This window comes from Rhizobium sp. 32-5/1 (assembly GCF_029537235.1).
Taxonomy (GTDB): Bacteria; Pseudomonadota; Alphaproteobacteria; order Rhizobiales; family Rhizobiaceae; genus Pararhizobium.
The window spans coordinates 2381365-2407837 of record NZ_CP120638.1; the positions used below are offsets into that span (position 1 = coordinate 2381365).

General features: G+C 60.5%; 19 protein-coding genes and 7 pseudogenes. 19 read left to right on the plus strand and 7 right to left on the minus strand.

Annotation, left to right across the window (positions count from 1 at the left end):
- Positions 1-258: 258 nt before the first annotated feature.
- Both P6U16_RS12190 and P6U16_RS12195 read left to right on the plus strand, forming a co-directional pair.
- Positions 259-1509, plus strand: a complete 1251-nt coding sequence (locus tag P6U16_RS12190) for a sensor histidine kinase (RefSeq protein ID WP_277700813.1) — start codon at positions 259-261, stop codon at positions 1507-1509.
- Positions 1506-2228, plus strand: a complete 723-nt coding sequence (locus tag P6U16_RS12195; protein WP_277700814.1) for a response regulator transcription factor — start codon at positions 1506-1508, stop codon at positions 2226-2228. The genes P6U16_RS12190 and P6U16_RS12195 overlap by 4 nt, the downstream gene beginning before the upstream one ends.
- A 7-nt stretch (positions 2229-2235) precedes the next feature.
- Here the strand turns inward: P6U16_RS12195 and P6U16_RS12200 are convergent, their stop codons facing one another.
- Positions 2236-3162 carry an SMP-30/gluconolactonase/LRE family protein gene (locus tag P6U16_RS12200; RefSeq protein WP_277700815.1) on the minus strand — a complete coding sequence of 309 codons (927 nt, stop codon included), beginning with the start codon at positions 3160-3162 and terminating at the stop codon, positions 2236-2238.
- A gap of 181 nt (positions 3163-3343) precedes the next feature.
- Between P6U16_RS12200 and P6U16_RS12205 the strand changes: the two are divergent.
- Positions 3344-4380, plus strand: a pseudogene (locus P6U16_RS12205) (LacI family DNA-binding transcriptional regulator).
- 31 nt (positions 4381-4411) lie between these two features.
- Here the strand turns inward: P6U16_RS12205 and P6U16_RS12210 are convergent.
- The 4 genes and pseudogenes from P6U16_RS12210 to P6U16_RS12225 all read right to left on the minus strand — a co-directional run bounded on the left by P6U16_RS12210 (position 4412) and on the right by P6U16_RS12225 (position 9747).
- A complete protein-coding gene (locus tag P6U16_RS12210) occupies positions 4412-5968 on the minus strand; it encodes an ABC transporter ATP-binding protein (protein ID WP_277700816.1) in 1557 nt (518 codons plus the stop codon).
- A gap of 45 nt (positions 5969-6013) precedes the next feature.
- Complete coding sequence (locus P6U16_RS12215) at positions 6014-7159, minus strand: ABC transporter permease subunit (protein ID WP_277700817.1); 1146 nt, start codon at positions 7157-7159, stop codon at positions 6014-6016.
- Positions 7152-8074: pseudogene (gene oppB / locus P6U16_RS12220) on the minus strand (oligopeptide ABC transporter permease OppB). The gene P6U16_RS12215 and the pseudogene oppB overlap by 8 nt, the downstream one beginning before the upstream one ends.
- A gap of 74 nt (positions 8075-8148) precedes the next feature.
- Positions 8149-9747, minus strand: coding sequence for a peptide ABC transporter substrate-binding protein (locus tag P6U16_RS12225; RefSeq protein WP_277700818.1), 1599 nt, complete (start codon positions 9745-9747; stop codon positions 8149-8151).
- A 742-nt stretch (positions 9748-10489) separates the two neighbouring features.
- Between P6U16_RS12225 and fba the strand changes: the two genes are divergently transcribed.
- Complete coding sequence (fba, locus tag P6U16_RS12230; RefSeq protein ID WP_277700819.1) at positions 10490-11536, plus strand: class II fructose-bisphosphate aldolase; 1047 nt, start codon at positions 10490-10492, stop codon at positions 11534-11536.
- Between the two features lie 61 nt (positions 11537-11597).
- On the opposite strand, the gene P6U16_RS12235 is transcribed toward fba, so the two are convergent.
- Positions 11598-12623 carry a GlxA family transcriptional regulator gene (locus P6U16_RS12235; protein WP_277700820.1) on the minus strand — a complete coding sequence of 342 codons (1026 nt, stop codon included), beginning with the start codon at positions 12621-12623 and terminating at the stop codon, positions 11598-11600.
- 173 nt (positions 12624-12796) lie between these two features.
- Between P6U16_RS12235 and P6U16_RS12240 the strand changes: the two genes are divergently transcribed.
- The 3 genes from P6U16_RS12240 to P6U16_RS12250 all read left to right on the plus strand — a co-directional run bounded on the left by P6U16_RS12240 (position 12797) and on the right by P6U16_RS12250 (position 15019).
- The gene (locus P6U16_RS12240) at positions 12797-13564 is read left to right on the plus strand and encodes an SDR family oxidoreductase (RefSeq protein ID WP_277700821.1); all 768 of its coding nucleotides are present in this window, start codon (positions 12797-12799) and stop codon (positions 13562-13564) included.
- A 25-nt stretch (positions 13565-13589) separates the two neighbouring features.
- Entirely contained in the window at positions 13590-14087 is a 498-nt protein-coding gene (locus tag P6U16_RS12245; protein WP_277700822.1) for a gluconokinase, read from the plus strand.
- A 92-nt stretch (positions 14088-14179) separates the two neighbouring features.
- On the plus strand, positions 14180-15019 hold the full coding sequence (locus P6U16_RS12250) for a fumarylacetoacetate hydrolase family protein (protein ID WP_277700823.1): 840 nt from the start codon (positions 14180-14182) through the stop codon (positions 15017-15019).
- Positions 15020-15071: 52 nt separating this feature from the next.
- On the opposite strand, the gene phnF is transcribed toward P6U16_RS12250, so the two are convergent.
- Positions 15072-15794, minus strand: coding sequence for a phosphonate metabolism transcriptional regulator PhnF (gene phnF, locus P6U16_RS12255; protein ID WP_277700824.1), 723 nt, complete (start codon positions 15792-15794; stop codon positions 15072-15074).
- A 96-nt stretch (positions 15795-15890) separates the two neighbouring features.
- Here phnF and phnG point away from each other — a divergent pair.
- From phnG to P6U16_RS12315, 12 genes and pseudogenes are all read left to right on the plus strand, one after another.
- Positions 15891-16366, plus strand: a pseudogene (gene phnG, locus P6U16_RS12260) (phosphonate C-P lyase system protein PhnG).
- On the plus strand, positions 16359-16976 hold the full coding sequence (gene phnH, locus P6U16_RS12265) for a phosphonate C-P lyase system protein PhnH (RefSeq protein ID WP_277700825.1): 618 nt from the start codon (positions 16359-16361) through the stop codon (positions 16974-16976). Before phnG ends, phnH begins: the two are co-directional and overlap by 8 nt.
- Positions 16977-16980: 4 nt before the next feature.
- Positions 16981-18092, plus strand: a pseudogene (locus P6U16_RS12270) (carbon-phosphorus lyase complex subunit PhnI).
- Positions 18089-18965, plus strand: a pseudogene (locus P6U16_RS12275) (alpha-D-ribose 1-methylphosphonate 5-phosphate C-P-lyase PhnJ). The pseudogenes P6U16_RS12270 and P6U16_RS12275 overlap by 4 nt, the downstream one beginning before the upstream one ends.
- Positions 18962-19738, plus strand: a complete 777-nt coding sequence (gene phnK, locus P6U16_RS12280) for a phosphonate C-P lyase system protein PhnK (RefSeq protein WP_277700826.1) — start codon at positions 18962-18964, stop codon at positions 19736-19738. The pseudogene P6U16_RS12275 and the gene phnK overlap by 4 nt, the downstream one beginning before the upstream one ends.
- A gap of 46 nt (positions 19739-19784) precedes the next feature.
- Positions 19785-20447, plus strand: a complete 663-nt coding sequence (gene phnL, locus P6U16_RS12285; RefSeq protein WP_277700827.1) for a phosphonate C-P lyase system protein PhnL — start codon at positions 19785-19787, stop codon at positions 20445-20447.
- Positions 20444-21058 carry a DapH/DapD/GlmU-related protein gene (locus P6U16_RS12290; RefSeq protein WP_277700828.1) on the plus strand — a complete coding sequence of 205 codons (615 nt, stop codon included), beginning with the start codon at positions 20444-20446 and terminating at the stop codon, positions 21056-21058. Before phnL ends, P6U16_RS12290 begins: the two co-directional genes overlap by 4 nt.
- A 139-nt stretch (positions 21059-21197) precedes the next feature.
- Positions 21198-22040 carry a phosphonate ABC transporter ATP-binding protein gene (gene phnC / locus P6U16_RS12295; RefSeq protein WP_277700829.1) on the plus strand — a complete coding sequence of 281 codons (843 nt, stop codon included), beginning with the start codon at positions 21198-21200 and terminating at the stop codon, positions 22038-22040.
- 91 nt (positions 22041-22131) lie between these two features.
- Positions 22132-23037 carry a phosphonate ABC transporter substrate-binding protein gene (gene phnD, locus P6U16_RS12300; RefSeq protein WP_277700830.1) on the plus strand — a complete coding sequence of 302 codons (906 nt, stop codon included), beginning with the start codon at positions 22132-22134 and terminating at the stop codon, positions 23035-23037.
- Between the two features lie 110 nt (positions 23038-23147).
- Positions 23148-24109: pseudogene (phnE, locus tag P6U16_RS12305) on the plus strand (phosphonate ABC transporter, permease protein PhnE).
- Between the two features lie 10 nt (positions 24110-24119).
- Positions 24120-25628 (plus strand): phosphonate ABC transporter, permease protein PhnE, encoded by a 1509-nt coding sequence (phnE, locus tag P6U16_RS12310; RefSeq protein WP_277700831.1) that lies wholly within the window; start codon positions 24120-24122, stop codon positions 25626-25628.
- Between the two features lie 137 nt (positions 25629-25765).
- A pseudogene (locus P6U16_RS12315) lies at positions 25766-26472 on the plus strand (DUF1045 domain-containing protein).
- Position 26473 lies beyond the last annotated feature (1 nt).

Below are 26473 nucleotides of genomic sequence, written 5' to 3' on the forward strand. Positions count from 1 at the left end.
CGGGATCGGTTCATCCTGCCCGAAACGGGGGATGAGCTTTTTGTGAAATGCCGAGCTTCCTCCTCTCGACGGGGGCAGGATGGTATAGAAGTGCGGGCTTGTATAGGAACATTGCGGCAGCGGCTTTGCGGTTTCTGCTGTAAATGATGCGGGATCGTGCAGGACGCGCATTGCCGTCTGGGCGCTTATTGATCGATGGGAACAGTCCGGTGTTTCGGCCGTGGAGGCGGCAGGAGCGATCGGGAGGAGAAAGCAACCATGCTCAAGATGGCGCCCTCGGCGTTGCTCGATCATTATCTCGGCATATCGCGGCTGCTCGCGGGGCAACTCGAGTTCCGTTCGGCCATCCGTGCCGTGGCAGTGGAGATTTCCCATATCATCCCCCATGATCATCTCGATGTCTGCATCATCATGCACGGCGGCAAATACCACACGGCTTACGAGACAGGCCTTGAGACGGCCTGGGGCAACCATCCGCCGGCGCTGGTCTCGGGAAGCCCGATCCGGACACTGCTTTGGGGCGAGGTCAGCTATCTCATGAGCGACGACGCGCGCAACGATCCGCGCTTCAACTTCGAAGGGTCGTTCGTCCGGCCGATCTTCGAGCAGGATCTGCGCAGCCGCATCCATGTGCCGCTGAAAGTCGAGGGCGATGTCATCGGCGCCCTCTCCTGCTCGTCCCACGCGATCGGCCTCTACACGATGGACGACGTTGCCAATGCGCGCTCGATCGCCGATCTCCTGTCTCCCTATTTCTTCGCGCTTCGGGCCGCCGAGCAGGCCCAGCGCTCGGCGATCGTGGAAGCCGAAGCCCGCGCCCGTGAGGAAGGACTTCGCCTCGGGGCACTGAACCTCACGGAAGCGCTGGAGCGGGAGCGCCAGCGCATCGGCATGGACCTCCACGACCAGACCCTCGCCGACCTGACACGGCTGTCGCGCCGGCTTGAGCGATTGACGCATGAACACGAGGTCTCCGGCGAAACGCTGGAGCCGCTCGCCCGCGGACTGCAGCACTGCATGCAGGATCTGCGGCAGATCATCGAGGAAGCCAAGCCCTCGGTCCTGCAGCTCTTCGGTTTCGTCCAGGCGGTGGAAAATCATCTCGACCGGTCCGTGCGTGACAGCGGGCTTTCGATCGAGCCAGACCTTGTCGACGAGACCGATGGCGTGATCGACAGTCTCGACCAGACGGTCTGCGTGGCGCTGTTCCGCATTACGCAGGAGGCAATCAACAATGCCGTGCGCCATGCGCAGGCGGCTCGCATTACGGTGCGGTTGCGCGAACTGGCGGACGGCATTTCCATCGAGGTGTCGGACGACGGCGTCGGTATCCTCAAACCCCGGCGGCGCAATGGCGGCGGCATCGACAATATGAAGACGCGGGCACGGCTGATCTCCGCAAAGTTCTCGATCAGCGCCGGACGGGACAATCGCGGCACTGTTATCAGCGTGCATCTGCCGGTGGCTGCGCAGACACCGCGTCCCCAAAACCAGAGGAATGACGCATGAAAGTCCTGATTGTCGAAGACGATCCGCTGCATCGATCCTACCTGCACGAGGCGGTCTGTGCCGCGCTGCCGGAATGCGAAACTGTCATCGAGGCGGAAAGCGGCACGGCTGGCGAGAAGCTGGCGCGCGACCACAAGTCCGCCCATGTCGTCATGGACCTGCAGATGAACAATCGCAACGGCATCGAGGCGGCGCGCACGATCTGGAAGGAACGCCCGGACACCCGCATCCTGTTCTGGTCGAATTATTCCGACGAGGCCTATGTGCGCGGTGTCTCGCGCATCGTGCCGGATGGCGCTGCCTATGGTTATGTGCTGAAATCGGCCTCCGACGAGCGGCTGAAACTCGCGCTGCGCAGCATCTTCATCGAATCGCAATGCGTGATCGACCGCGAGGTGCGCGGCATGCAGCAGAAGAGCCTCGGCCAGACCAAAGGGTTCAGCGATACCGAGTATGAAATCCTTGTCGATATCGCGCTGGGACTGACGGACCGGGCGATTGCGCGCCGCCGGAACCTATCGCTGCGCAGCGTCCAGAACCGCCTGCAGCAGCTTTACGAGAAACTGGACGTCTACCAGAGCGCGTCGGAAGATCATGACGAAGGACGCTTCAACCTGCGGGCCCGCGCCGTGACGGTTGCGCTGCTGCGCAAGCTTTTGAACTACAGTGCGCTGGAGCGCGCCGAAGCCGAACTGGCCGACTGGCTGGATACCCGCTGATCCGCCTTTATCCCAGCCGCAAGCCGTTGGCCGTAACATAGACCGCATAAAGCGATGTCGTCGCGGTGATGAACAGGCGGTTGCGCCGCGGGCCGCCAAAAGTGAGGTTCGAAACCAGTTCCGGAATATGGATCTTGCCGATCAAGGTTCCGTCGGGATCGTAGCAATGCACGCCGTCGGCGGCGCTCGTCCAGATGCGGCCCGTGCGGTCGAGGCGGAAACCGTCAAAAAAGCCGCTGGTGCATTCGGCAAAGACCCTGCTGTGCGAAAGCGTGCCGTCCTTGCCGACGGTGAGCTTTCGGATATGGCGCGGCCCGCCGTCGCGGTGGGTGCCGCCCGTATCGGCGATGTAGAGCGTGGATTCGTCCGGTGAAAAGGCAAGGCCGTTTGGTTTGACGAAATCGCCGGCGACCTTGGTGACGGCGCCGGACAGCGGGTCGACGCGATAGACATGGCAGCCGCCGATTTCCTCGTCGCCATAGTCGCCTTCGTAGTCGTGCATGATGCCGTAGGAGGGGTCAGTGAACCAGACGGTGCCGTCTGAGGAGACGACGACGTCGTTTGGTGAATTGAGGCGCCTGCCTTCAAACCGGTCGGCGATGACAGTGATGGAGCCGTCGTGTTCCGTTCGCGTTACCCGTCGCGTCAGGTGCTCGCAGGTTACCAACCGCCCTTGTGTATCGATCGTATTGCCGTTGGAATTGTTGGACGGGGCGCGAAAGACCGAGACCGAGCCGTCGGTTTCATCGAAGCGCATCATGCGATTGTTGGGAATGTCGGACCAGACAAGGTATCGTCCGGCGCCAAACCAGGCTGGCCCTTCCAGCCATCGCCCGCCGGTCCAAAGTCGCTCGACCCGCGCATGGCCGACGAAGCAGGCTGCGAACCGCGGATCCAGGGCCTCGAAACCGGTACCTTCCAATTCTCCGAACATAGACCGGCGCCTCCTCGCGCATTTCCGTATTTTCAGACCATGCCAAACAACAAGGCCATGTTGTCTTCGTCTTATGATAGCGATAACATGAAGGCTGGCAAATTGCTTTTCAAAGAAAATATTGCCATCGGGAGGACTTCTGCCGGCGGTGCCGGGAGGAAGCTTTGGGGACGACGGGGCAATGATCAAGTCTGTAAACACCAAGCCGGGAGAGACACCCGCGCCGACCATGGCGGACGTGGCGCGCAAGGCCGGTGTCTCGGCTATGACCGTTTCGCGGGCTCTTAGGCAGAACAGCTATGTCTCCGAGGAAGCGCGCGAGCGGATCCTGTCGGCCGTCAATGAACTCGGCTATGTGCTCGATCAGGCTGCCGGCAGCCTTTCCTCACGCAAAACTGGGTTTGTTGCTGCCATCATCCCCTCGATCAACAACTCGAATTTCTCCGACACGGCGCGCGGCATCACGGATATGCTGGAAAACACCGGCTTGCAGCTGCTGCTCGGCTATACAAACTACTCCGTGGAGCGCGAAGAGAAGCTGATCGAAGCCATGCTGCGCCGGCGGCCCGAAGGGATCATCCTCACCGGGGAGCACACACGGCGCAGGCCCGTCGCATGTTGGAGAAGGCCGGTATTCCCGTGGTCGAAACATGGGATATCCCGGCCAACCCCATCGACCAGGTTGTCGGCTTCTCCAATGGCGAAGCCATGGCCCTGCTCGTCCGGACGCTTGCAGCAAAAGGCTATACGCGTTTCGGCTACATTGGCGGCACGACATCGCGCGATACGCGCGGCAGCCAGCGGCGGGCGGGGTTTGTCCGGGCGCTGGAGGAACTCGACCTTCCGACGGGGCGGGTGATCTCCTTCGGCGTCCCGCCGATCTCGATGGAGCAGGGTGGTCAGGCGGTCGTCAGCCTGCTCGAGCGCTGGCCGGATACGCAGGTCGTGCTGTGTGTTTCCGACCTCTCCGCCTTCGGTGCCCTGATGGAATGCAACCGGCGCGGCCTGCGCGTCCCGGAAGACATCGCCATTGCGGGTTTTGGCGACTACGAGATTTCCGCCTGCTGTCATCCGCGCATGACGACGATCAATGTCGGCTGCTACGACATCGGGCAACTGGCGGCGACCAGGCTGATACAAGCGATCCAGGGCGAAGGCGGCAGTGCCGAGGAGATTACGCTCACCGGCTACCGCGTCATCGAACGCGAAAGCACTTGAACAATTTCCGGGGTGAACCGGTCTACCATTCTTAAGCGGTGAAGGCGGCCCCCATCAGGGTCTGGGTGTAGATCGCTTTCGGTGCGTCGAAGATCGCATCCGTTTCACCTTCTTCGACGATCTTGCCGTCCTTCATGACGATCACATAGTCCGACATCGCCTTCACCACCGAAAGATCGTGGCTGATGAAGATGTAGGAAAGGCCATGCGCCTTCTGAAGGTCGCGCAAGAGGTCGATGACCTGCCCCTGCACGGAGCGATCCAGTGCCGAGGTCGGCTCGTCGAGAATGACGATCTTCGGTTTCAGGATGATGGCGCGGGCAATGGCGATGCGTTGGCGCTGGCCGCCGGAGAACTCATGCGGGTAACGGTTGCGCGAGGCCGGATCGAGGCCGACTTCCTTCAGAGCCTCGATCGCCCGCTTGTCACGATCGGCACGACTCAACTGCGGCTCGTGCACGTAGAGACCTTCGGTGACAATCTCGCCCACCGTCTGGCGCGGCGAGAGGGAGCCGTAGGGATCTTGGAAAACCAGTTGCAACTGTTTGCGCAACGGCCGCATGGCGCTGCGGTCAAAGCCGGAGATATCCGTGCGCTCGAACCGGTAATGCCCGCCGCTCGGTACAAGCCGCAGCAGCGCGCGCCCAAGCGTGGATTTGCCGGAACCGGATTCGCCGACGATACCGATGGTCTGGCCCTGTTTCAGCCGCAGCGTCACGTCGTCGATGGCGCGGAACGTGCCGGATTTGCCGCTGAACAGGCCGCCGCCGAGCGCGTAATCCACCGTGACGTTCTTGCCTTCCAGCATGATCGGGGCATTGTCCGGCGGCGATGGTTTACGGCCGCTCGGTTCGGCATCCAGAAGCATGCGTGTGTATTCGGCCTTGGGTGCCTCGAAGATCTCTGCTGTCGTGCCCGTCTCGACAACTTCGCCACGGCGCATCACGGCAACATGGTTGGCGAAATGCTTGACGATGCCGAGATCGTGCGTGATCAGCACGATCGCCATGCCGAAGCGGGCCTGCAGCGAGCGCAGGAGATCGAGGATTTGGGCCTGAATCGTCACGTCGAGCGCCGTCGTCGGCTCGTCGGCGATCAGGATGTCCGGCTCATTGGCGAGCGCCATGGCGATCATCACGCGCTGGCGCTGTCCGCCGGACAGTTCGTGCGGATAGCTGTCGATGCGGCGTGCGGGATCGGGAATGCCGACCAGTTCGAGCAGTTCGAGAACACGCTGACGGGCCTGTTTGAAACTGCCGCCGCGGTGATGGACGATCGGCTCCGCCACCTGCCGTCCGATCGTGTAGAGCGGATCGAGCGAGGTCATCGGTTCCTGGAAGATCATGGTGATCTTGGCGCCGCGGACCGCATTCAGCGCCTTGGGCGGCAGGCCGACCAGCTCCTGCCCGCGATACTTCGCCGAGCCGGAGACCGTGCCGTTGCCGGCCAGCAGGCCCATGATGCCCATCATCGTCTGGCTCTTGCCGGAGCCGGATTCGCCAACGACAGCAAGTGTTTCGCCGGCCCTGATGTCGAGATCGATGCCCTTGACGGCCTGGACGGTGCCGTCGGGGGTCGAGAAGTTCACGGTGAGGTCGCGGACGGCGAGGATCGTTTCCGGGTGTTGGCCATATCAGCGGTCCTTCGGATCGAGTGCATCGCGCAGGCCGTCGCCGGCAAAATTCAGCGAAAATAGCGTGAGAACGAAGAAGATGGCGGGAAAGATCAGGAGCCACGGTGCCGACTGGATGTTGTTGGCGCCTTCCGAGATCAGCGCGCCCCAGCTCGTCAGCGGCGCCTGGACGCCGAGGCCAAGGAAGGACAGGAAGCTCTCGAGCAGGATGACCTTTGGCACGACGACGGTGACGAAAACGATGACCGGGCCGATCGTGTTGGGGATGATGTGCCGGCGAATGATCTGCCAGTCGGTCAATCCCAGCGCCTGGGCCGCACCGATGAACTCGCGGCGTTTCAGCGCCAGCGTCTGGCCGCGCACAATCCGGGCCATGTCCAGCCATTCCACCGCGCCGATGACGAGGAAGATCAGGATGAACGAGCGCCCGAAGAAGACGACGAGAACGACGACGAGGAAGACGAAGGGCAGCGAATAGAGGATTTCGATCAGACGCATCATCACATTGTCGACGCGGCCGCCGATATAGCCGGAGGTCGCGCCATAGAGCACGCCGATACCGAGCGAGACGAGGCTTGCGAGCACACCGACAGCAATCGATATCTGGCCACCGAGCATGACGCGCACCAGAAGGTCACGGCCGTTTCCGTCGGTGCCGAAGGGGAAATATTCGCGGTCCACGGTTCCGGTCATTTTCAGCGTCCGGCCGTCGTCGTCGGTCGCCACCACCTTGGTATCGCCAAATTCGTTGGCGCGATCGACATAGCGCGTCGCGCGTGGGTCGATGGGCTCGTCGGACGTGAAGGTGACGGTAAACGTCTCACCCTCGACCGCAAATTCCTTGAGATCGACGCGGGCTCGCGAGGCGATGCTTTCCATCACGCCCTGCAGGCTGGAGGCATCCGGACGCGGCTCGAGGCTCGGCGGGATCGTCACGTAGGACGGAAATACCTGATCATAGGTATGGCTGACGAAGTGGGGGCCGGCAAAGGAAAACAGCGCGATCAGGACGAGCACGATACAGCCGGCCATGGCGGCGCGGTTGCGCCGGAAACGGATCAGCGCCAGCTGGAAGAGACTGCGGCCCTGCATTTCCGGGTTGCTGTTTTCGGGCAGGGGTGCTGCCGGGGTGGCGATATCAGTCATGGCGAACCCTCGGATCGAGAAGGCCGTAGAAAATGTCGACCAGAAGATTGAAGACGATGACGAAGATGGCAACTAGGACGACTGTGCCCATGACCAGCGTATAATCGCGGTTGATGGCGCCAAGCACAAAGTAGCGGCCGACTCCGGAATGGTGAAGATCGTCTCGACGACGGCCGAACCGGTAAGAAGAGCCGCCGCGCAGGGCGCCAGATAGGAGACCACCGGCAGCATGGCGGCGCGCATCGCATGGGTGATGACGACGGTTCGGGCGGGCAGGCCGTAGGCGCGGGCGGTGCGGATATGGTCGGTGTGTAGCGCCTCGATCATTGAGCCGCGCGTCAGCCGCGCAAAGACCGCGAGCTGCGGCAGAGCGAGCGCAATCATCGGCAGGATCAGGAAGCGCAGGGAGCCATCGCCCCAACCGCCGGCCGGCAGCCAGGAAAGCATGATCGCGAAGACCAGCGTCAGCACTGGGCCGACGACGAAATTGGGAACGGTAACACCGACGGTCGAGATCGACATGATGGCGAAATCGAGCAGGCTGTTTTGCCGGAGTGCAGCAACCGTGCCGGCCAGCACGCCGCCAACCAGCGCCACGATCAGCGCATAGAAACCGAGCTCCAGCGAATAGGGCAGGCCCTTGCCGATCAGTTCGGCGACCGTGTTGTCCTTGTAGATATAGCTTGGCCCGAAATCGCCGGTCACCGCATTGGTGATATAGGTGACGTATTGCGTCCAGATCGGCTTGTCGAGCTGGTAGGTCGCCATCAGGTTCGCCATGGTCTGCGGCGGCAGCGGGCGCTCGAGGTTGAAGGGGCCGCCGGGGGCGAACCGCATCAGGAAGAAGGAGATCGTGACGACGATGAACAGCGTCGGCACCGCACTCGCCAGACGGCGGAGAACGAAAGAGAACATTGTTTTGCCTTCAGGGATGGACGCGCAGGCAGATCATCCTGCCTGCGCGTCGCCCTTTACCCGTTGATCGGAGCTTATTCGGAAACGCTCAAGAAACGGCTCAGATGCTGGTTTGCGGCATTGTCCTGCCAGCCCTTGACCTTTTCGGCAACGAGCCAGAGGTCGGCCTGGGTCAGGAACGGCGCGACGGGCTGTTCCTTCATCATCAGGGCTTCGGCTTCATGCAGGATCTTGGAGCGGGCCGCCGGATCGGTTTCCTCATAGGATTTCTTCATGAGGGCGTCGAAATCAGGGTTGGTATAGTGCCCGTAGTTGAAGGTCTTGTTGGTGGAAACGCTCAATGCCAGGAAGTTCTCGGCATCGGCATAGTCGGCGACCCATCCGGCGCGGGCGACGTTGAACTTGCCGCCTTCCTGCAGGTAGGCGTAGTGCGAGGATACGTCGAGGTTGACCATGGTGACGGTCGCGCCGAACGTGTTCTTCCACATGTCGGCGACGGCGGTTGCGACGCGCTCGTGGTTCGGGTTGGTGTTGTAGCGGATCTCGATATTCAGCGGTTTGCCGCCCTCGCCGTATCCTGCTTCCTTCATCAGTTCGACGGCCTTGTCCTCGCGATCGAGCTGGGACATTTCCGAGAAATCGGCCTTTGAAGGGTCGCCATAGGTTTCGATGCCAGGCGGAACCATGGAATAGGCCGGCAGCTGCGAGCCCGAATAGATTTCCTTGGCGAGGAAGTCGCGATCGACCGACATCGACAGCGCCTGTCGGACGCGCACGTCGCTATAGGGCTCCTGGCGGGTGTCGAAAGCGTAGTAATAGGTCGCAAGCGTCGGCGAGACATGAACCTGCGCGCCGTAGGCGGTCTTCAAGCGCTCCAGCTGGTCGGCCGAGAAATTGTAGGCGAGATCCATTTCCTTGGCCTCGAACCGGCGAACGGAGGCAGCCTGGTCGTCGATCGGGTAGAAGATCACCTTGTCGAGCTTGACGTTGGCAGCATCCCAGTAGGATGCGTTCTTCTCCACCGTCAGGCTGTCGTTCGGTACATGGGCGGTGAGCTTGAAGGCGCCGTTGGACACCATGACGCCTGGCTTGACGAAGTCGGTGCCGTTCTTTTCGACGCTGGCCTTTGACACCGGCAGTGCTGTCTGGTGTGCCAAAAGCTCGAGGAAGAACGGGGTCGGCCGCTCGAGCGTGACCTCAAGGGTCTTTTCGTCGACTGCCTTCATGCCGAGCTGATCGACTGTCACGTCGCCCTTGTTGACTTTCTCGGCGTTCTTGATCGGGAACAGGATATTGGCATAGCCGGCAGCGGTCTTCGGATCTTCCACGCGCCGGAAGGAGAAGACGAAATCCTCGGCTGTGACCGGAGAGCCATCCGACCACTTAGCGTCGGCTCGCAGCTTGAAGGTGTAGACGGTGCCGTCATCGGACACCGTCCAGCTTTCGGCAGCGCCGGGCACGATCTTGCCGGCCGCATCGTAGACCGTCAGGCCTTCGTAGAGATCCTTGAGAATGAATTCCTCGATGTTGATCGAGGTGTGGGCCTGGTCGAGCGTCTGCGGCTCGCCGGCATTGCCACGGTGGAGTACCGCTTCTGCGAGTGCGGGGCTTGCGCCGATGAGCAGCGAGCCAAGCAGAACCGCGGCGCGAAGATTGAGTTTAAGTGACGACATATCTGTGTCCTTCCCCTTTTTTAGGTTTTGAAGGTACGAACAAAATCCAAATTCAGGGCAAACGCAAGGCGAAATCCTGTGGAAATTACAGCCTTATTTATAAGGATCAGCTAAAGCTATCGCCAAGGTTGTATTTCGACTGCGCCCTGCCACATCCTTTTTGCGCCATCCCAACGAGTCCAGAAATAGGTAGCTGGCCCCTTTACGCGACCAGCGTGGACGAGCTACGCGAGTTGCTGCGTTAATGGCGCGCGACAAGGCACATGGAATGAATGCAAAGTTAAACTGCAGTTTACGTAATATGCTTATTCAGCCATGTGCGTTCGCGAAATTTAGTTTTCGCGATTCTTGCCGGGAGACTTTTTGGAGGTTTGCAACGGGGGCCGCCAGCATCTGTTTGAAAGCCTCAGTAAGCCAGTTCATTCGCGTATTGCTTCACTTGGGAACCCCAAGATGACACCACCACAGGGTGAATCCTGCTGCAGGCCAATTTCTATCAATCGGCAACGTTGCAGGTGCGAAAGCAGGGCTTACTCCCTCCGGATTGGCGTTGCCAAACGAGTCACTTCAATTATTGTGCAGAGAAACGCCCAAATTCCTGTGACGGTGGGGAGCGCCATCAGGGTTTTGCAGAATCAGGAATTATATGCGGGTCGCAAACCGACCCGATGAAAAGAGACGAGCGGGCAGGTGTTTCCAAAGCCTGTTTTCAGCTCGTAGTAAAAGAAAAGGGAGATCTGGAATGGCCTTGATTACGTTGCGGCAATTGCTCGACCATGCCGCCGAGAACGACTATGCGCTGCCGGCGTTCAACGTCAACAATCTGGAATATATCCAAGCGGTGATGCGCGCCGCCGATGCCACAGACTCGCCGGTCATTCTCCAGGCCAGTCGTGGCGCCCGCTCCTATGCCGGCGACGCGTTCCTGCGTCACCTGATCCTCGGCGCTGCGGAAGAATACCCGCATATTCCGATTTGCCTGCATCTTGATCATGGCGACCAGCCCTCCACCTGCATCTCGGCGATCACCAATGGCTTCACCTCTGTTATGATGGACGGCTCGCTACAGGCCGACGGCAAAACCATCGCCAGCTATGAATACAATGTCGCGGTAACGGCAGAGGTCGTGAAGATTGCCCATGCCGCCGGCGTCTCGGTTGAAGGCGAGCTTGGCTGTCTCGGCAATCTGGAGACCGGTGCCGGCGAAAAGGAAGACGGCCATGGCTTCGAGGGCAAGCTGTCGCGCGAGGAGCTTCTGACCGATCCGGAACAGGCGTTCGATTTCGTCGAGAAGACCGGCGTCGATGCGCTGGCCGTCGCCATCGGCACCAGCCACGGCGCCTACAAGTTCACCCGTGCCCCTGATGGCGAAATCCTGTCGATCGACACGATCGCGAAGATCCACAAGCGCCTGCCGAATACCCACATGGTCATGCACGGCTCGTCTTCGGTGCCGCAGGAGTTGCAGGACCTTTTCACCGCCAATGGCGGCAAGATGAAGCAGACCTGGGGTGTGCCGGTTTCGGAAATCCAGAAGGCCATTCCGCTTGGTGTGCGCAAGGTCAATATCGACACGGACCTGCGTCTTGCCTTCACCGGCATGATCCGCAAGCATCATCTGGAAAATCCTGATAATTTCGATCCGCGCAACTATCTGAAGCCGGCAACGGCGCGCATGGTTGAAGTCTGCAAGGAACGCTTCATCGCCTTCAACACGGCAGGTCAGGCCTCGAAGATCCGCGTCAAGCGCCTGCCGGACATGGCAAAGGGCTACGCCAGCGCAGCCTGAAGTTCTTTGTTTTCAAGCAATTCCGGACGAAAAACTGCTTCACCCTTTTCCAGGATTTGCATTATTTTCCGAGCGACGCCCTGCGCAGACGGTGGGGCGTCGTTCCGAAATGCCTGTCGAACCGCTGTGACAGGTGCTGGGCGTTGCGAAAGCCGCAGGCGGCCGCAATCTCCGCTATGCTGATGGGCGTATCGATCAAAAGCGAACGTGCCCGCGCCAGCCGGCGCTTTTCATAGAAGACCGCCGGACTGACCCCGAGGCTCGCCCGAAAGAGCCGCTCCACCTGCCGGCGCGACAGACCGACCTTGAATGCGAGCAAGGGAACGTCGATGGTGTTTTCCAGGTTCTGGTCGAGGATCTGGATGATCGAGGCGAGCTTCGGGGCGTCCGGAATGCTGTCGCCCTCGTCGCGGTAAAAGACCTGGTCCACCGCTTCATTGCGGATCGTGCCGTGGATGCACATATTGGCCGCCGCGCGGGCGAGCGCCTCGCCATGATCGGCAGCGATCAGTGACAACATCATGTCCATCGATCCGTTGCCGCCACCGCTGGTGACGATGCCGTCGTCGGCCTCGAAGATATGTGTCGTCGGCGAAAGGTTCGGGAAGTTTTCAAGGAAGCCGGTGCGGTTTTCCCAGTGCACCGTAAAACGGCGGTTCTCGAGCAGTCCGGCTTCCGCCAGCACGAAAGCGCCGGTGCAGATGCCGCCGACCATGCCGCCGCGCCGGCGGTGCCCCCGGATCCAGGACAGTGCCTGCTTGCTCGCCAGCGATTTCGGCGTGATGCCAGCGCAGACGAGAAGCAATGCCGTGCGGTCTATCGCCCGCGGGCCGCCAGCCACCACCAGTTCGACGCCGTTGGAGCAGACGGGATTTCTTCCGTCCTGCGACAGAAGATGCCAGCGATAAAGCATCTGCCCCGTCAGTTGGTTGACGACGCGCAGGGGTTCGATAGCCGAGCTGAAGGCGATCATCGACAGATGCGGCATCAGCAGAAAGACAACGTCGCGTGTCTGCTGATTGCGTTCGAGGTTGAACGAGGCTGCGCTTTTCGGAACGAAACGATCAAGATCGGTGTCTGATGTCATGGGGCATGCGTGTCCTGAATGCTGCGCCTGAGCGTAGCGGATCAGGGCAGTGACAGGAAGTGGTCGCAAATCAACCTTGGATCAGTCTCCGCATATTGAACATGTTATCGATAACATATATAGGCCGGATCATAATTTTTGTGAAACAATGCGGATGGCAGGAGAGAATGAATATGGGTTTTCCATTGTTTGACCTGAGTGGCCGGCGGGCGCTCATCACGGGATCGAGCCAGGGCATCGGTTATGCGCTGGCTGAAGGCCTGGCAGCGCATGGCGCGTCCGTGGTTCTGAACGGCCGCGCGGCGGACAAGGTCGAGGCTGCGGTTGGGGCGCTGCGGGAAAAAGGCGTGGCCGTCGAAGGTTCTGTCTTCGATGTTACCAACCGCGATTCGGTTGCAGCAGGTGTTGCCCGCATCGAAGTGTCGCTCGGACCAATCGACATTCTGATCAACAATGCGGGCATGCAGTTTCGCGCGCCGCTCGAGGATTTCCCTGTCGACAAATGGGAGTTGCTGTTGGCCACCAACATTTCCAGCGTCTTTTATGTGGGACAGGCTGTGGCGAAACACATGATCGCCCGTGGTCGCGGCAAGATCATCAATATCGCTTCGGTGCAGAGCGAACTGGCGCGACCGGGCATTGCGCCCTACACGGCGACCAAGGGTGCAGTCAAAAACCTGACGCGCGGCATGTGTGCAGACTGGGCAAAATACGGCCTGCAGGTCAACGCCATCGCGCCCGGCTATTTCAAGACGCCCCTCAACCAGGCGCTGGTCGACAATCCCGAATTCTCCGCCTGGCTGGAAAAACGCACACCCGCCGCCCGCTGGGGCAATGTCGACGAACTTGTCGGCTCTGCCGTCTTCCTTGCGGGTAACGCATCCTCTTTCGTGAATGGACACACGCTTTATGTCGATGGTGGCATCACAACATCCCTCTGAACCCGAAACCCTGGCGGTAATCGTCATGGGTGTCAGCGGTTGCGGCAAGACGTCGGTCGGCGAAAAGCTGGCTGAGGCGTTGCATTGTCGCTTCATTGAGGGCGACAGCCTGCATCCGGCAGCCAATATCGAGAAAATGTCGGCCGGCATCCCGCTAGATGATGGTGACCGCTGGCCCTGGCTTGACGTCATCGGCGCACAGCTCGCCCAAAGCCGGACCCGCGGCGAAACCATCGTGATTTCCTGCTCCGCCTTGAAAAAGGTCTACCGGGACCGTTTGAGACAGGCCGCCGGCGGACATCTTGCCTTCGTCTTCCTCGAAGGGTCGCGCGCCGTATTTGAAGCACGGATGAAAAACCGTCCGGGACATTTCATGCCCGCCTCGTTGATCGACAGCCAGTTTGCTGCGCTGGAACCGCCGAATGCCGAGTCGGGCGTGGTCACGGTGGATGTCACCCTATCCATAGACGCAATCGCGCTCCAGGCGCTGGATGGCTTGCGGAAGCTTGCAGCCGGCGCATGACGTGTCTTTTATCGATAAAAATGGCTTTACAAGACGGTTGCGCTTTGGTTTGTCAGGCAGCGCAAGATAAACGACGCTAGGGAAGAACGACCATGAAACTTTTGCGATACGGCCCTGCGGGCAGCGAGAAGCCCGGCATTCTGGATGATGCGGGACGGATCCGCGACCTGAGCGGCGTGATTGCCGATGTCGGCGGCGATGCCATTGCCGATATGGGCTGGGCGAGCGGTCTCGACATCGCCGCCTTGCCTGTCGTCGACGGCAGCCCACGTCTTGGAGCCTGCGTTGCCGGTACTGGAAAATTCATCTGCATCGGCCTCAACTATGCAGACCATGCCGCTGAAACCGGTGCCACGGTTCCGCCGGAGCCGGTGATCTTCATGAAGGCGACGTCGGCCATTGTCGGCCCGAATGACGATGTCGTCATTCCGCGCGGCTCGGAAGCGACCGATTGGGAGGTCGAACTCGGCGTCGTCATCGGCAAAAAGGCCAAATATGTGACCGAAGCCGATGCGCTGGATCACGTTGCCGGCTATTGCGTCATCAACGACGTCTCCGAGCGCGACTTCCAGACCAAACGTTCCGGACAATGGACCAAGGGCAAGTCCTGCGACACGTTCGGTCCGACCGGTCCCTGGCTGGTGACGAAGGATGAGGTTGTCAATCCGCAGGCTCTCAAAATGTGGCTCACGGTCAACGGCGTCTCCAAGCAGGACGGCTCGTCGAAGACCATGGTCTATGGCGTCGCCCATGTGGTGAGCTATCTCAGCCAGTTCATGACGCTGCATCCGGGGGATATCATCTCGACCGGCACGCCACCCGGCGTCGGCATGGGCTTCAAGCCGCCGCAGTACCTCAAGGCCGGCGACGTGATCGAACTGGGGATCGAAGGCCTCGGCACGCAGAAGCAGACGGTCGTCGCCGACGTTTGATTGGATCAGGCCAAATGAGAGGGCGCGGATGCTGCGGCATCTGCGCCCTTTTTCATGTCTCGATCGTCAGCTTGACGCGGTCTGCGGCAAAGCGGGTTCGGGAGTATTGCACTGGTCGCCCCTGTGGATCGGCGTTGATCGCCTGCGCTTCGATGACGATGGCGCCCGGTGACAGTTTCAGCAAGGCCAGTTCGTTAGCATCGGCATGGCGGGCGACGATATCGGTCGAGGCACGGACATAATCATCCAGCCCGCTTGCGGCGAAGGAACGGGTGATCGAGCCGAGCCTTGCAAAATGCTCGGCCATCTTCGGAAAGCGCTCGGCCGAAAAGAAGCTGGTCGAGCAGGACACGCCGCGCCCATCGGCGCTGCTTAAGAGATCAAGCCGGATACACGCATCCCCCGGCGAAAGCTTGAGGGCATCGGCAACCTCGCGGGTGGCCGGCACCTGCTCATGATCGAGCAGTCGCGCTTGCAGATCACGGGCCTGTCCGCTCAGCCCTTGCGAAAACCGGGTTCTCTTGGAAATCGGGAAGCTCAGCCGCTCCTTTCGGACAATCATCGTGCCGCGGCCCTGAAAAGCATTGACCAAACCTTCGTCTGCCAGAGAAGCCAGAGCGCTGCGTACCGTATGTCGGTTGACGCCAAATTCTGCAGCCAGCGCAGTCTCCGGCGGGACCATGCCGGTTTCATCATAGGCGCCATTGCTGATCGATAGCCGGATTCGGTCGGCGATCTGCCGCCACAGGGCCACGCCGATTTGCCGTTCGACCATTTTCTGCCTCTGCGTCATCACTCTGTCACGTTTCAATTCTAGAAAAAGATCAAGATGTATGGTTGTCTAGATTAATAGACATTTCGGAAGAAGGCAATGGACGGGATCAAACAAAACCAGAGCGATCTGAGCAAGCAGGAACGCCGCCGCTGCATACGGCTTCTCGCGCAGGCAACGGTCGAGGAAATGCGCGAGGCCTTGCAGGCCGTCTTGCCAGCCCCTGACGTCTTTGCCGTTCGCGGTCCCGAAACCGGTCTCGTCATGGTCCGCGGACGCATCGGCGGCGGCGGTGATCCCTTCAATCTGGGCGAAGCGACCGTGACTCGCGCGACGGTTCGGCTTGGCACCGGCGAGATCGGCCATGGGCAGATGCTCGGGACCGACAGGAAAAAGCGCGGCTTGCCGCGGTTTTCGATGCGCTGTGGCAGATGCCGGACAAACGAGAATTGGTCGAGGCGCTGACACGGACCGTCGGCGCCCGCATCGAGGCGCAGGACAGGCTCGAAGCCGAGCAGACAGCGGCGACACGCGTCGACTTCTTCACCATGGTCCGGGAGAAAACTGATGGCTGAAACCAACGAGGTCCATCTTGCCTATGCCGGGGCTTTCGACGATCCCGTGTTCCAGTCCCAATCCGTGTTTCGCGCACTGATGGACGGCATGGCCCGCCCGGGCACGATCGTTTCAATCGACACGGCCGCCGTCCCGCCGGGACCAATGGGTCGGAGTTCTGGCGCCATTGCCCTGACGCTGTGCGACAATGATACGCCGGTCTGGCTGACGCAGGCACTGGCACAATCGCCCGTTCGCACCTGGCTGGCCTTCCACACCGGCGCACCGGTGACAGTCGTGAAGCCTGAAGCGCGGTTTGCCTTCGTCGAAGCCGGGGCGTTGGTTCCGGGCTTCAACCAGTTTGCCTTGGGCACGCAGGAATATCCCGATCGTTCGACCACCATCATCATCGAGATCGCTGCTCTTTCGGGCGGTATCGAGATGATCGCATCCGGGCCGGGCATCAAGGATGAGACGGTGATCGCGCCGCTCGGTCTGCCCGACATTTTCCTGACGCTGTGGAATGAAAACCGGGCCGTGTTCCCGCGTGGCGTCGACCTTGTGCTGGTCGCCGGCGGTGCAGCCCTTTGCCTGCCACGCACTGTCAAACTTCGCCGCAGGGAGGGCTGAAGCCATGTATGTTGCTGTCAAGGGAGGCGAGGCCGCCATCGCCAATGCCCATCGGTTGTTAGCCGATCGCCGGAGGGGCGACCGGTCGCTGCCGGCCATCTCGATCGAGCAGATCGTTGCCCAGCTTGGTCTTGCTGTCGATCGCGTCATGGCGGAGGCTTCGCTGCATGACCGTTCGCTTGCCGCCCTTGCCGTGCGCCAGGCGCGCGGCGACATGATCGAGGCGATCTTCATCCTGCGCGCCTACCGCACGACGCTGCCGCGCTTCGGCTATTCGCAGCCGGTCGATACGGCGGACATGAAGATCGAGCGCCGCGTTTCGGCGACCTACAAGGATCTGCCCGGTGGACAGTTGCTGGGACCGACCTTCGACTACACGCACCGCCTGCTCGACCCGTCCCTGCTGGAAGATGGCCCTGTTGCCGAGCCGGAGCAGAAGGATGCGGGGGATGCAGTGACCATGCGGGTCTCGGAAATTCTGGCCGGCGAAGGGTTGATCGAGCCCGACGGCATGCTGCCGGAAGACCATATGCCCGGCGATATCACCCGCGAACCGCTGGAGTTTCCGCTCAACCGTGACCTGCGCCTGCAGGCGCTTGCCCGCGGCGACGAAGGGTTTTGCTGGCGCTCGCCTATTCGACTCAGCGCGGCTATGCCCGCACCCATCCCTTTGCCGGCGAAATCCGCATCGGCGAGGTCGAAGTCGAGATGGATATTCCCGAACTGGGCTTCGCCGTTTCGCTTGGGCGCATCCGGGTCACCGAATGCCAGATGGTCAACCAGTTCAGTGGCTCGGCCAAGCAGCCGCCCCAGTTCACCCGCGGCTATGGCCTCGTCTTCGGCCAGAGCGAGCGCAAGGCCATGGCAATGGCGTTGGTCGACCGGGCGCTGCGGGCGCAGGAATTCGGCGAGGATATCGTTGCGCCGGCGCAGGACGAGGAATTCGTCATATCCCATTCCGACAATGTCCAGGCAACCGGCTTCGTCGAACACCTGAAGCTGCCGCATTATGTGGATTTCCAGGCCGAACTCGATCTCGTGCGCCGGATGCGTAGGGAGCATGAGGCGTCGAAATCCCAACCTCCCAAGCCTGATATCAAGGAGGCTGCCGAATGAGCGACCTTGCCACCTATAATTTTGCCTATCTCGATGAACAGACCAAGCGGATGATCCGGCGGGCGATCCTTAAAGCGATCGCCATTCCCGGCTATCAGGTGCCTTTCGCCTCCCGCGAGATGCCCATGCCCTACGGCTGGGGAACCGGCGGTGTGCAGGTGACGGCAGCGATCCTCGGACCGGATGACGTGCTGAAAGTCATCGACCAGGGCGCCGACGACACCACCAATGCGGTCTCGATTCTGCGCCTTCTTCCAGAAGGTCGCCAATGTCGCGGTGACCACGAAGACGAAAGAGGCGACGATCATCCAGACGCGCCATCGAATCCCCGAGGAAAAGCTGACCGCCGGCCAGACGCTGGTCTACCAGGTTCCGATCCCGGAGCCCTTGCGCTTTCTCGAGCCACGCGAGACCGAGACCCGCAAGATGCACGCGCTGGAGGAATACGGCCTCATGCACGTCAAGCTTTACGAGGACATCGCCCGCAACGGGCATATCGCCACCACCTATGCCTATCCGGTGAAGGTCGAGGGTCGTTACGTCATGGACCCTTCGCCGACACCGAAATTCGACAATCCGAAAATGCACATGTCGGATGCCCTGCAACTCTTCGGTGCCGGACGCGAAAAACGCATCTATGCGGTGCCGCCGCATACGGAGGTGGTCAGCCTGGATTTCGAGGATCACCCCTTCGAGATCCAGCATTTCGACAAGCCCTGCGCGCTCTGCGGCGCGGAACAGGTCTATCTCGATGAGGTGATTCTGGATGACAAGGGCGGGCGGATGTTCGTCTGCTCCGATACGGACCATTGCGAGGACCGCCGGGCGCATGGCCATGCCGGACATCTCCTGGCGCAGGAGGCTGCAGAATGACCACCGTTCCGCTTCTCAAAGTCAACGACGTCTCGAAATTCTATGGCAGCCGCATCGGTTGCAAGAATGTTTCCTTCGATCTCTGGCCCGGTGAGGTGCTGGCGATCGTCGGTGAATCCGGGTCCGGCAAGACGACGTTGCTCTCCTGCCTTTCGACGAGGCTGATGCCAACATCCGGCAAGGTCGAGTATCACATGCGTGACGGCCACTATCGCGATCTTGCTCGCATGGGTGAAGCCGAGCGCCGCTTCCTGATGCGCACGGATTGGGGTTTCGTCCATCAGAACCCGGCAGACGGTCTGCGCATGACGGTGTCGGCCGGTGCCAATGTCGGCGAGCGGCTGATGGCGGTCGGCGACCGGCACTACGGCCAGATCCGGGCGACGGCAACCGACTGGCTGCGGCGGGTCGAGATCGAGGAAGACCGCATCGACGACCAGCCGCGCGCGTTTTCCGGCGGCATGCGGCAGCGGCTGCAGATTGCCCGCAATCTCGTGACGTCGCCGCGTCTCGTCTTCATGGACGAACCGACCGGGGGCCTCGATGTCTCGGTGCAGGCCCGCCTGCTCGACCTGGTGCGCAGCCTGGTTCATGATCTCGGCCTGTCGGCGATCATCGTCACGCATGATCTTGCCGTAGCCCGGCTGCTGTCACACCGAATGATGGTGATGAAGGACGGTCTCGTCATTGAACAAGGTCTGACCGATCGGGTGCTCGACGATCCGCGCGAGCCGTACACCCAGCTTCTCGTTTCCTCGATCCTGCAGGTGTAAAAATGGCAACTCCCTCGTTGTTTCCGAAGTCTGCAAGACGTTCACCATGCACCTGCGCGATGGTATTCGGCTGCCGGTGGTCGCGGGCGTGTCCTTCTCGGTGAAAAGCGGCGAATGTGTCGTACTTGGCGGTCCATCGGGCGTCGGAAAGAGTTCGATCCTGAAGATGCTCTACGGCAACTACGCCGTGGATGAGGGACAAATCCTCATCGATCATGCTGGAAAGCTGGTCGATCTTGCCCATGCCGATCCACGAGCCGTGCTCGAAGTGCGGCGGGATACGCTCGGTTATGTCAGCCAGTTTCTGCGCGTCGTACCGCGCGTTTCGGCGGTGGATGTGGTCGCCGATCCGTTGCTGGCGCGCGGTGTTTCGCAGACCGAGGCGCGGGAGCGTGCCTCGGAGCTTCTTGCCAAGCTCAACCTGCCGCATGAACTCTGGCAGTTGCCGCCTGCCACCTTCTCCGGCGGTGAACAGCAGCGCGTTAACATCGCCCGTGGCTTCATCACCGATCATGCGATCCTTCTGCTGGATGAGCCAACAGCCTCGCTCGATGCGAAGAACCGAGCAGTTGTCGTCGAGATGATCGCGGAGAAAAAGAAGGCAGGCACTGCCCTGCTCGGCATCTTCCATGACGAGGAAGTGCGCGATGCCGTGGCCGACCGGATCATAGATGTCTCGGCCTTCTCTCCGCGAAAGGCTGCGGCATGACCAAGCTTTCGGAAACCCCGCTCATTCATCCGAGTGCCATGGTCGAGGAATCGACCCTTGGCCGCTATACCGAGATTGCCGAGCGCTGCCGGATCAGCGAGGCGGAGATCGGCGATTATTCCTATATCATGCAGGATGGCTCGGTTTGGTGTGCCACGATTGGCAAGTTCGCCAATATCGCAGCGTCCGTGCGCATCAACGCCACAAATCATCCGGTCTGGCGCGCAACACTGCATCATTTCACTTACCGGGCCGGTGACTACTGGCCGGATGCTGGCGGGGACGAGGAATTCTTCGCATGGCGTCGGGGCAATCGCGTCGTCATCGGCCATGATGTCTGGATCGGCCACGGCGCGACCGTGCTGCCCGGCGTCACGGTTGGTAACGGCGCGGTGATCGGCGCCGGTGCTGTCGTCTCCAAGGATGTTGCGCCCTACACGATCGTCGGGGGTGTACCTGCCAGGTTGATCCGGGACCGCTTCGGTCCGGAGATCGCCGGCCGCTTCGAAAAGCTCGCCTGGTGGGACTGGGATCACGCCCGTTTGCGCGACGCACTGGATGATTTCCGCATGCTGGATGCAGAGGCTTTCCTTTCGCGCCACAACGCCTGATTTCAATCTGAAAAGCCCGGATTTCCGGGCTTTTCATTGTAATAGAACTTACATGAAACTGACATTGCCGCTTCATGAAACGGCGTTAAAGCCTTCGACATATCGATGATGGATATCGCGAACAGGGAAGTGCCCGATCATGTTTCAGCTGAAGAATGTAACCCGTCGATTTGGCAAAAAGATTGCGGTCGATTCCGTTACATTCGACATTCCGCAGGGGCAGATGGTCGGCATCATCGGACGATCCGGCGCCGGCAAATCGACGCTGCTGCGGATGATCAATCGGCTGAACGATGTTTCATCCGGCTCGATCCATTTCGGTGATCTGGAGGTTTCGTCGCTGCGCGGCGCGGCACTGCGCAACTGGCAGCGTGATTGCGCCATGATCTTCCAGCAGTTCAATCTCGTGCCGCGCCTTGACGTGTTGACCAATGTGCTTCTCGGTCGCCTCAATCACCGCTCCACGGTCCTCAGCATCCTCAACATGTTTAGCCGCGAAGAGCGGATCGCCGCGATCGGCGCTCTGGAGCGGCTTGGCATCGAGCAGACCGCGCTGCAGCCGGCCGGCACGCTGTCGGGTGGCCAGCAGCAACGCGTGGCGATTGCCCGTGCCCTGATCCAGCAGCCGAAAATGCTTCTGGCCGACGAACCGATCGCCTCGCTCGATCCGCTGAATGCAAAGATCGTCATGGATGCGCTGCGCGATATCAACGAGCGCGAAGGCATCACCGTCGTCACCAATCTGCACACGCTCGATACGGCGCGCAATTATTGCGAACGCATCGTCGGCATGGCGCATGGCCGCGTCGTCTTCGACGGTCCGCCATCGCAACTCACGGCAGCTGCCGTCAGCGAGATTTATGGATCGGGCTCGGATCTCGACGAGAGCATGACCTCTACCAGCATCAATATTCCCGCGGCGAAAGTCCGGGACGCCAAGGAATCCGCCAGCCCCCAGCCGCTGGCTCTGGCCGGCCTTTAAGGACCGACAGGATCGAAGACCCGCGTCAAGGGTACCTATCCTCGAAACCGAACACGATCCGGCATGGCCGGACAAACGGGAGACGATTGTCATGTTGAAGAAAGCTCTTTTGAGCGCCGTTGCGCTCTTTGCGCTTGTCGGCCATGTTCAGGCTGAAGACCTCAAGGAATTCCGCGTCGGCATCATCGGCGGCGAAAATGAAGCCGACCGTCTGCGCAACTACCAGTGCCTCGGCGATCACCTGAAGACCTCCTTCGGTTTTGAGAAGGTCTCCTTCTTCCCGGCTGCCGATTATGACGGCGTCATCCAGGGACTTCTCGGTGGCACGCTCGACTATGCTGAGCTTGGCGCTTCCGGATTTGCCAAGATCAATCTCGCCAAGGCTGATGCCGTCGAGCCGATCCTGACGACGGTTCAGACCGATGGTTCGACCGGTTATCATTCTATCATGGTCGCCCGCAAGGATTCGGGCATCACCAAGCTCGAAGACCTGAAGGGCAAGAAGCTCGGCTTCGCTGACCCGGATTCGACTTCGGGCTATCTGATCCCGCTCGTCACCCTGCCGGAAGCAATCGGCGGCCCGGTCAAGGAATTCTTCGGCTCCACCGGTTTCGGCGGCGGCCATGAAAACCTCGTTCTCGAAGTTCTGAAGGGCACTTTCGATGCCGGCACGACCTTCGGTTCGGGCGTCGGCGAATTCAAGGACGGCTACACCTCCGGCAACCTGCACAAGATGGTTGAAAAGGGCGTTCTCGACATGAACGACCTCGTCGAACTCTGGAAGTCACCGCTGATCCCGAACGGCCCGATCGTCGTTCGCGCTTCGATGGATACCGACATGAAGACCAAGTTCAAGCAGTTCATGCTTGATCTGCCGAAGACCGATGCAGCCTGCTTCTCGGCTGTCATGGGCGGTGATTTTACCGGCTTCGTCGAAGTCAACACCGAGTTCTACAAGCCGATCATCGATGCCCGCAAGGCAACGATCGGCGGCTGATAGCAGCCCTGAATCAGGAGCGCTGGCCGGGAAACCGGCCGGCGTTTCATTGTTTGAAGCGCCTCAAACGACCTGGGCTTTGAAGTGAGCCTGTCGCGTCGGAGACCCCCATGGCAGTATCGACACTCCCGCGGACGCTCAGCCAGACCGGCATGGTGGTCGAACGCCACTGGCAGGAACTGGCCTCGAAACGCCGGCTCTACACTTGGCTGTGTTTCGGTCTGCTGGCGATCGCCTTGTCCGGCTCGCTGTGGTTTGCCAACGAAACCAACTCCGGAAAATTCTTCGACCGGCTGCCCTATTTCTTCGGTTTCATCGAGGATCTGGTGCCGCGCGACGGGATGGAGGTTGTCCGGGCGATGTTCGACCTGCCGTCTCCTTATGATGATGGAAGTTTTAAGTATAATTATCCGGAGGGCCGGCTCTACCTGACGGACACGATCTACGTGCCGGAATATTTCCACAAGATGCTGGAAACGCTCAACATTGCCATCCTGTCGACATTCATAGGCGTTTTCTTCGGCTTCATCCTGAGCTTCCTTGCTGCGAAAAATCTTGTCTCCAGTCCCTGGATTCGTGGGCCGGTGCGCCGGGTCATGGAGCTTCTGCGAGCCTTTCCGGAAGTCGTGATTGCCGGCTTCTTCCTGGCCATTCTCTCGCTCGGACCTATCCCCGCCATTATCGCCGTGGCCGTCCATACGATCGGCGCACTCGGCAAGATGTTCTTCGAAGTTGTCGAAAATGCCGACATGCGGCCGGAAGAGGGTTTGCGCGCCGCCGGGGAAACTGGGTCGAGCGGGTCTGGTTCGGCATCGTGCCGCAGGTCTTGCCGAATTTTACCAGCTATTTCCTGATGCGGCTCGAGATAAATGTCCGTGCCTCGACGATCATCGGTGCGGTCGGCGGCGGTGGCATTGGCGAATTGCTGCGGCTTTCGATCGGCCAGGGTCATGAGGCCAAGACGCTCGCCATTGTCATCCTGCTGTTCACCACCGTCTTTGCCGTCGATCAGTTTTCCGCATGGCTGCGCCGCCGTCTTGTCGGCGACCATGCCTTCCAGCTCGCGCAATAGGGTATCTGCCATGACCGCTTTGAATCCGGCCGAGATGGACGCTATCGCCACCCGCCATCCGCAACTTCTCAAATCTTCAGGAGGCAAGCGTTTCCGCACATTGCTATTCTGCGCGGCGATCGGCCTCTACCTCGTCTACAGCTGGTGGTTCTTTGCGATCGGACACGTGCTCGGCAATGCCAATTGGTCGATCGCCGGCAGCTATCTGGCCGATTGGGTCTCCTACGAGGTCCGCTCGGATATTGCTGTGGCGCCCGATGGTGCGATGCAGATAGAGTATCCGCGCTTTTCGCCGCTCGGCAAAAATCCCGACCCGGACTGGGTTCGCCTCGAACGCAAGACCATCACGCGAACCGTCGAGGTTCCGGCGCAAGCCGGGCAGCAGGCGAAGAAGAACGGTTCGTCCTTCAGTTTCATGGCGCCTGGCGCCGCGGAAGGCGGAGCGCCCGCTGCAGTCGAGCAGCAGTTACGCCGCGAGACGGTGACGGAAGAGGTCATCAGCAACGCCGTCATCAGCTATGACGGCGACACCGACATCCAGGTCGCGGCAAACGAAGTGCGCGTCAGCCATGACGGCGACGAGATCGTCGTTCGCATCAACGGCAAGGACACCGTCGAGCTGCTGACAGCCTTGCCGGAATGGGCCGTCCAGAAGCGGCCGGGCGAAAAAATCACGCTTTCCTTCGGCGCGACCGGCTGGGCTGAGATCGATGGGGACGAAGTCAGCATCCGAAACCGCTTCTTCGGCTGGGCAAACTTCATCTTCGACACCAATTCGCCTTTCTTCGGCAAACCTACTTCGGAGATTTTATCGCTCATCACAAGCGGCGAACGCCTTGATCCAACGCGCAGCAACCTGTCGCTTGCCTGGAACAACATCCTCTACAATGCTGAATGGCAGCATCTCGATGTCTGGACCAAGCTGTTGCAGACCATCGTCATGGCCTTTGTCGGCACGCTGTTTGCCTCGGTCATCGCCTTTCCGCTGTGCTTCATCGCAGCCCGCAACATCACCCGCAACCTGTTGCTCAACCAGGTCACCAAGCGCTTCTTCGATTTCCTGCGTTCGGTCGATATGCTGATATGGGCATTGTTCTTCACCCGCGCCTTCGGCCCCGGCCCGTTGGCCGGCATGTCGGCGATCTTCTTCACCGATACCGGCACGCTTGGAAAGCTCTATTCGGAAGCGCTCGAAAACATCGACGACAAGCAGCGCGAGGGCGTGAAATCAGTGGGGGCCGCACCGCTCGCCGTGCAGCGCTTCGGTGTCCTGCCGCAGGTTCTGCCGGTCTTTGCCAGCCAGGCATTGTATTTCTGGGAATCGAACACGCGCTCCGCCACGATCATCGGCGCGGTGGGTGCCGGCGGTATCGGCTTGAAACTCTGGGAAGCCATGCGCACCAATTCCGACTGGGAAAATGTTGCCTACATGGTTATGTTGATTCTCATCGTGGTGTTCATTTTCGATGGCCTGTCGAACGCCCTGCGCTCGCGACTGATGGGGCAAAAAACGCACTGAGTTGAGGATGTCAATTTATGCCGGAACGGCGCAAGCATCACGATAGTGTCACGAAAACTGGGTAGCGACGCGGCCACGGGCCATTGCTGATCAATGCCGCCGCTCATCAAGCCCATTCTTACAAGGAAACGACGCTTTTGCGTTACGCTCTGTATTTCACGCCACCGCAAAACCATCCGCTGTCGCGCGCAGCGCAGCATTGGCTGGGCAGCGATCCGTTCAAGGGCGAGCTTTGCTCGCAGGCGGCAGTCCCCGGTTTTCCGCCGGAAGAATTGCGCGACCTGACGGCCGATCCGCGCCGCTATGGTTTCCACGGCACGCTGAAAGCGCCTTTCGAACTGGCTGCGGGCAAGACGGAAATGCAGCTGCTGCAGGCGCTTGACGAATTTTCTGCAGAGCGCGAAGCCTTCGAAATCTCGGAAATGACACTTGCCCAGTTAGGCCCTTTTTTGCGCTGGTGCCGAGTAAAGAGTGTACCGCGTTGCAGATGCTGGCTGATGAGACCGTGCGGCGCTTCGCGCCATTTCGCGCTCCGTTGTCTAAGGCCGATATCGCACGGCGCAAGCCGGAGGAGCTGACGGAAAGTGGCCGCCGAAACTTGGAGACCTGGGGATATCCTTACGTCTTTGACGATTTCCGCTTCCACATGACGCTGACCGGCAAGGTGCCAGCCGAGCAGCGGCCGGCAATGCGCGAGGCGCTTGAAGAAAGATTCGGCGCATTCATAGGCAAGCCTTTGCTCGTCGATACAGTGGCGCTGTTCATAGAGCCGCAGCGTGGCGCGCCGTTTACCGTGCATTCCCTTCTGCCGCTTGGCGGCACGTCCAAACGAAAGATATCGTGAG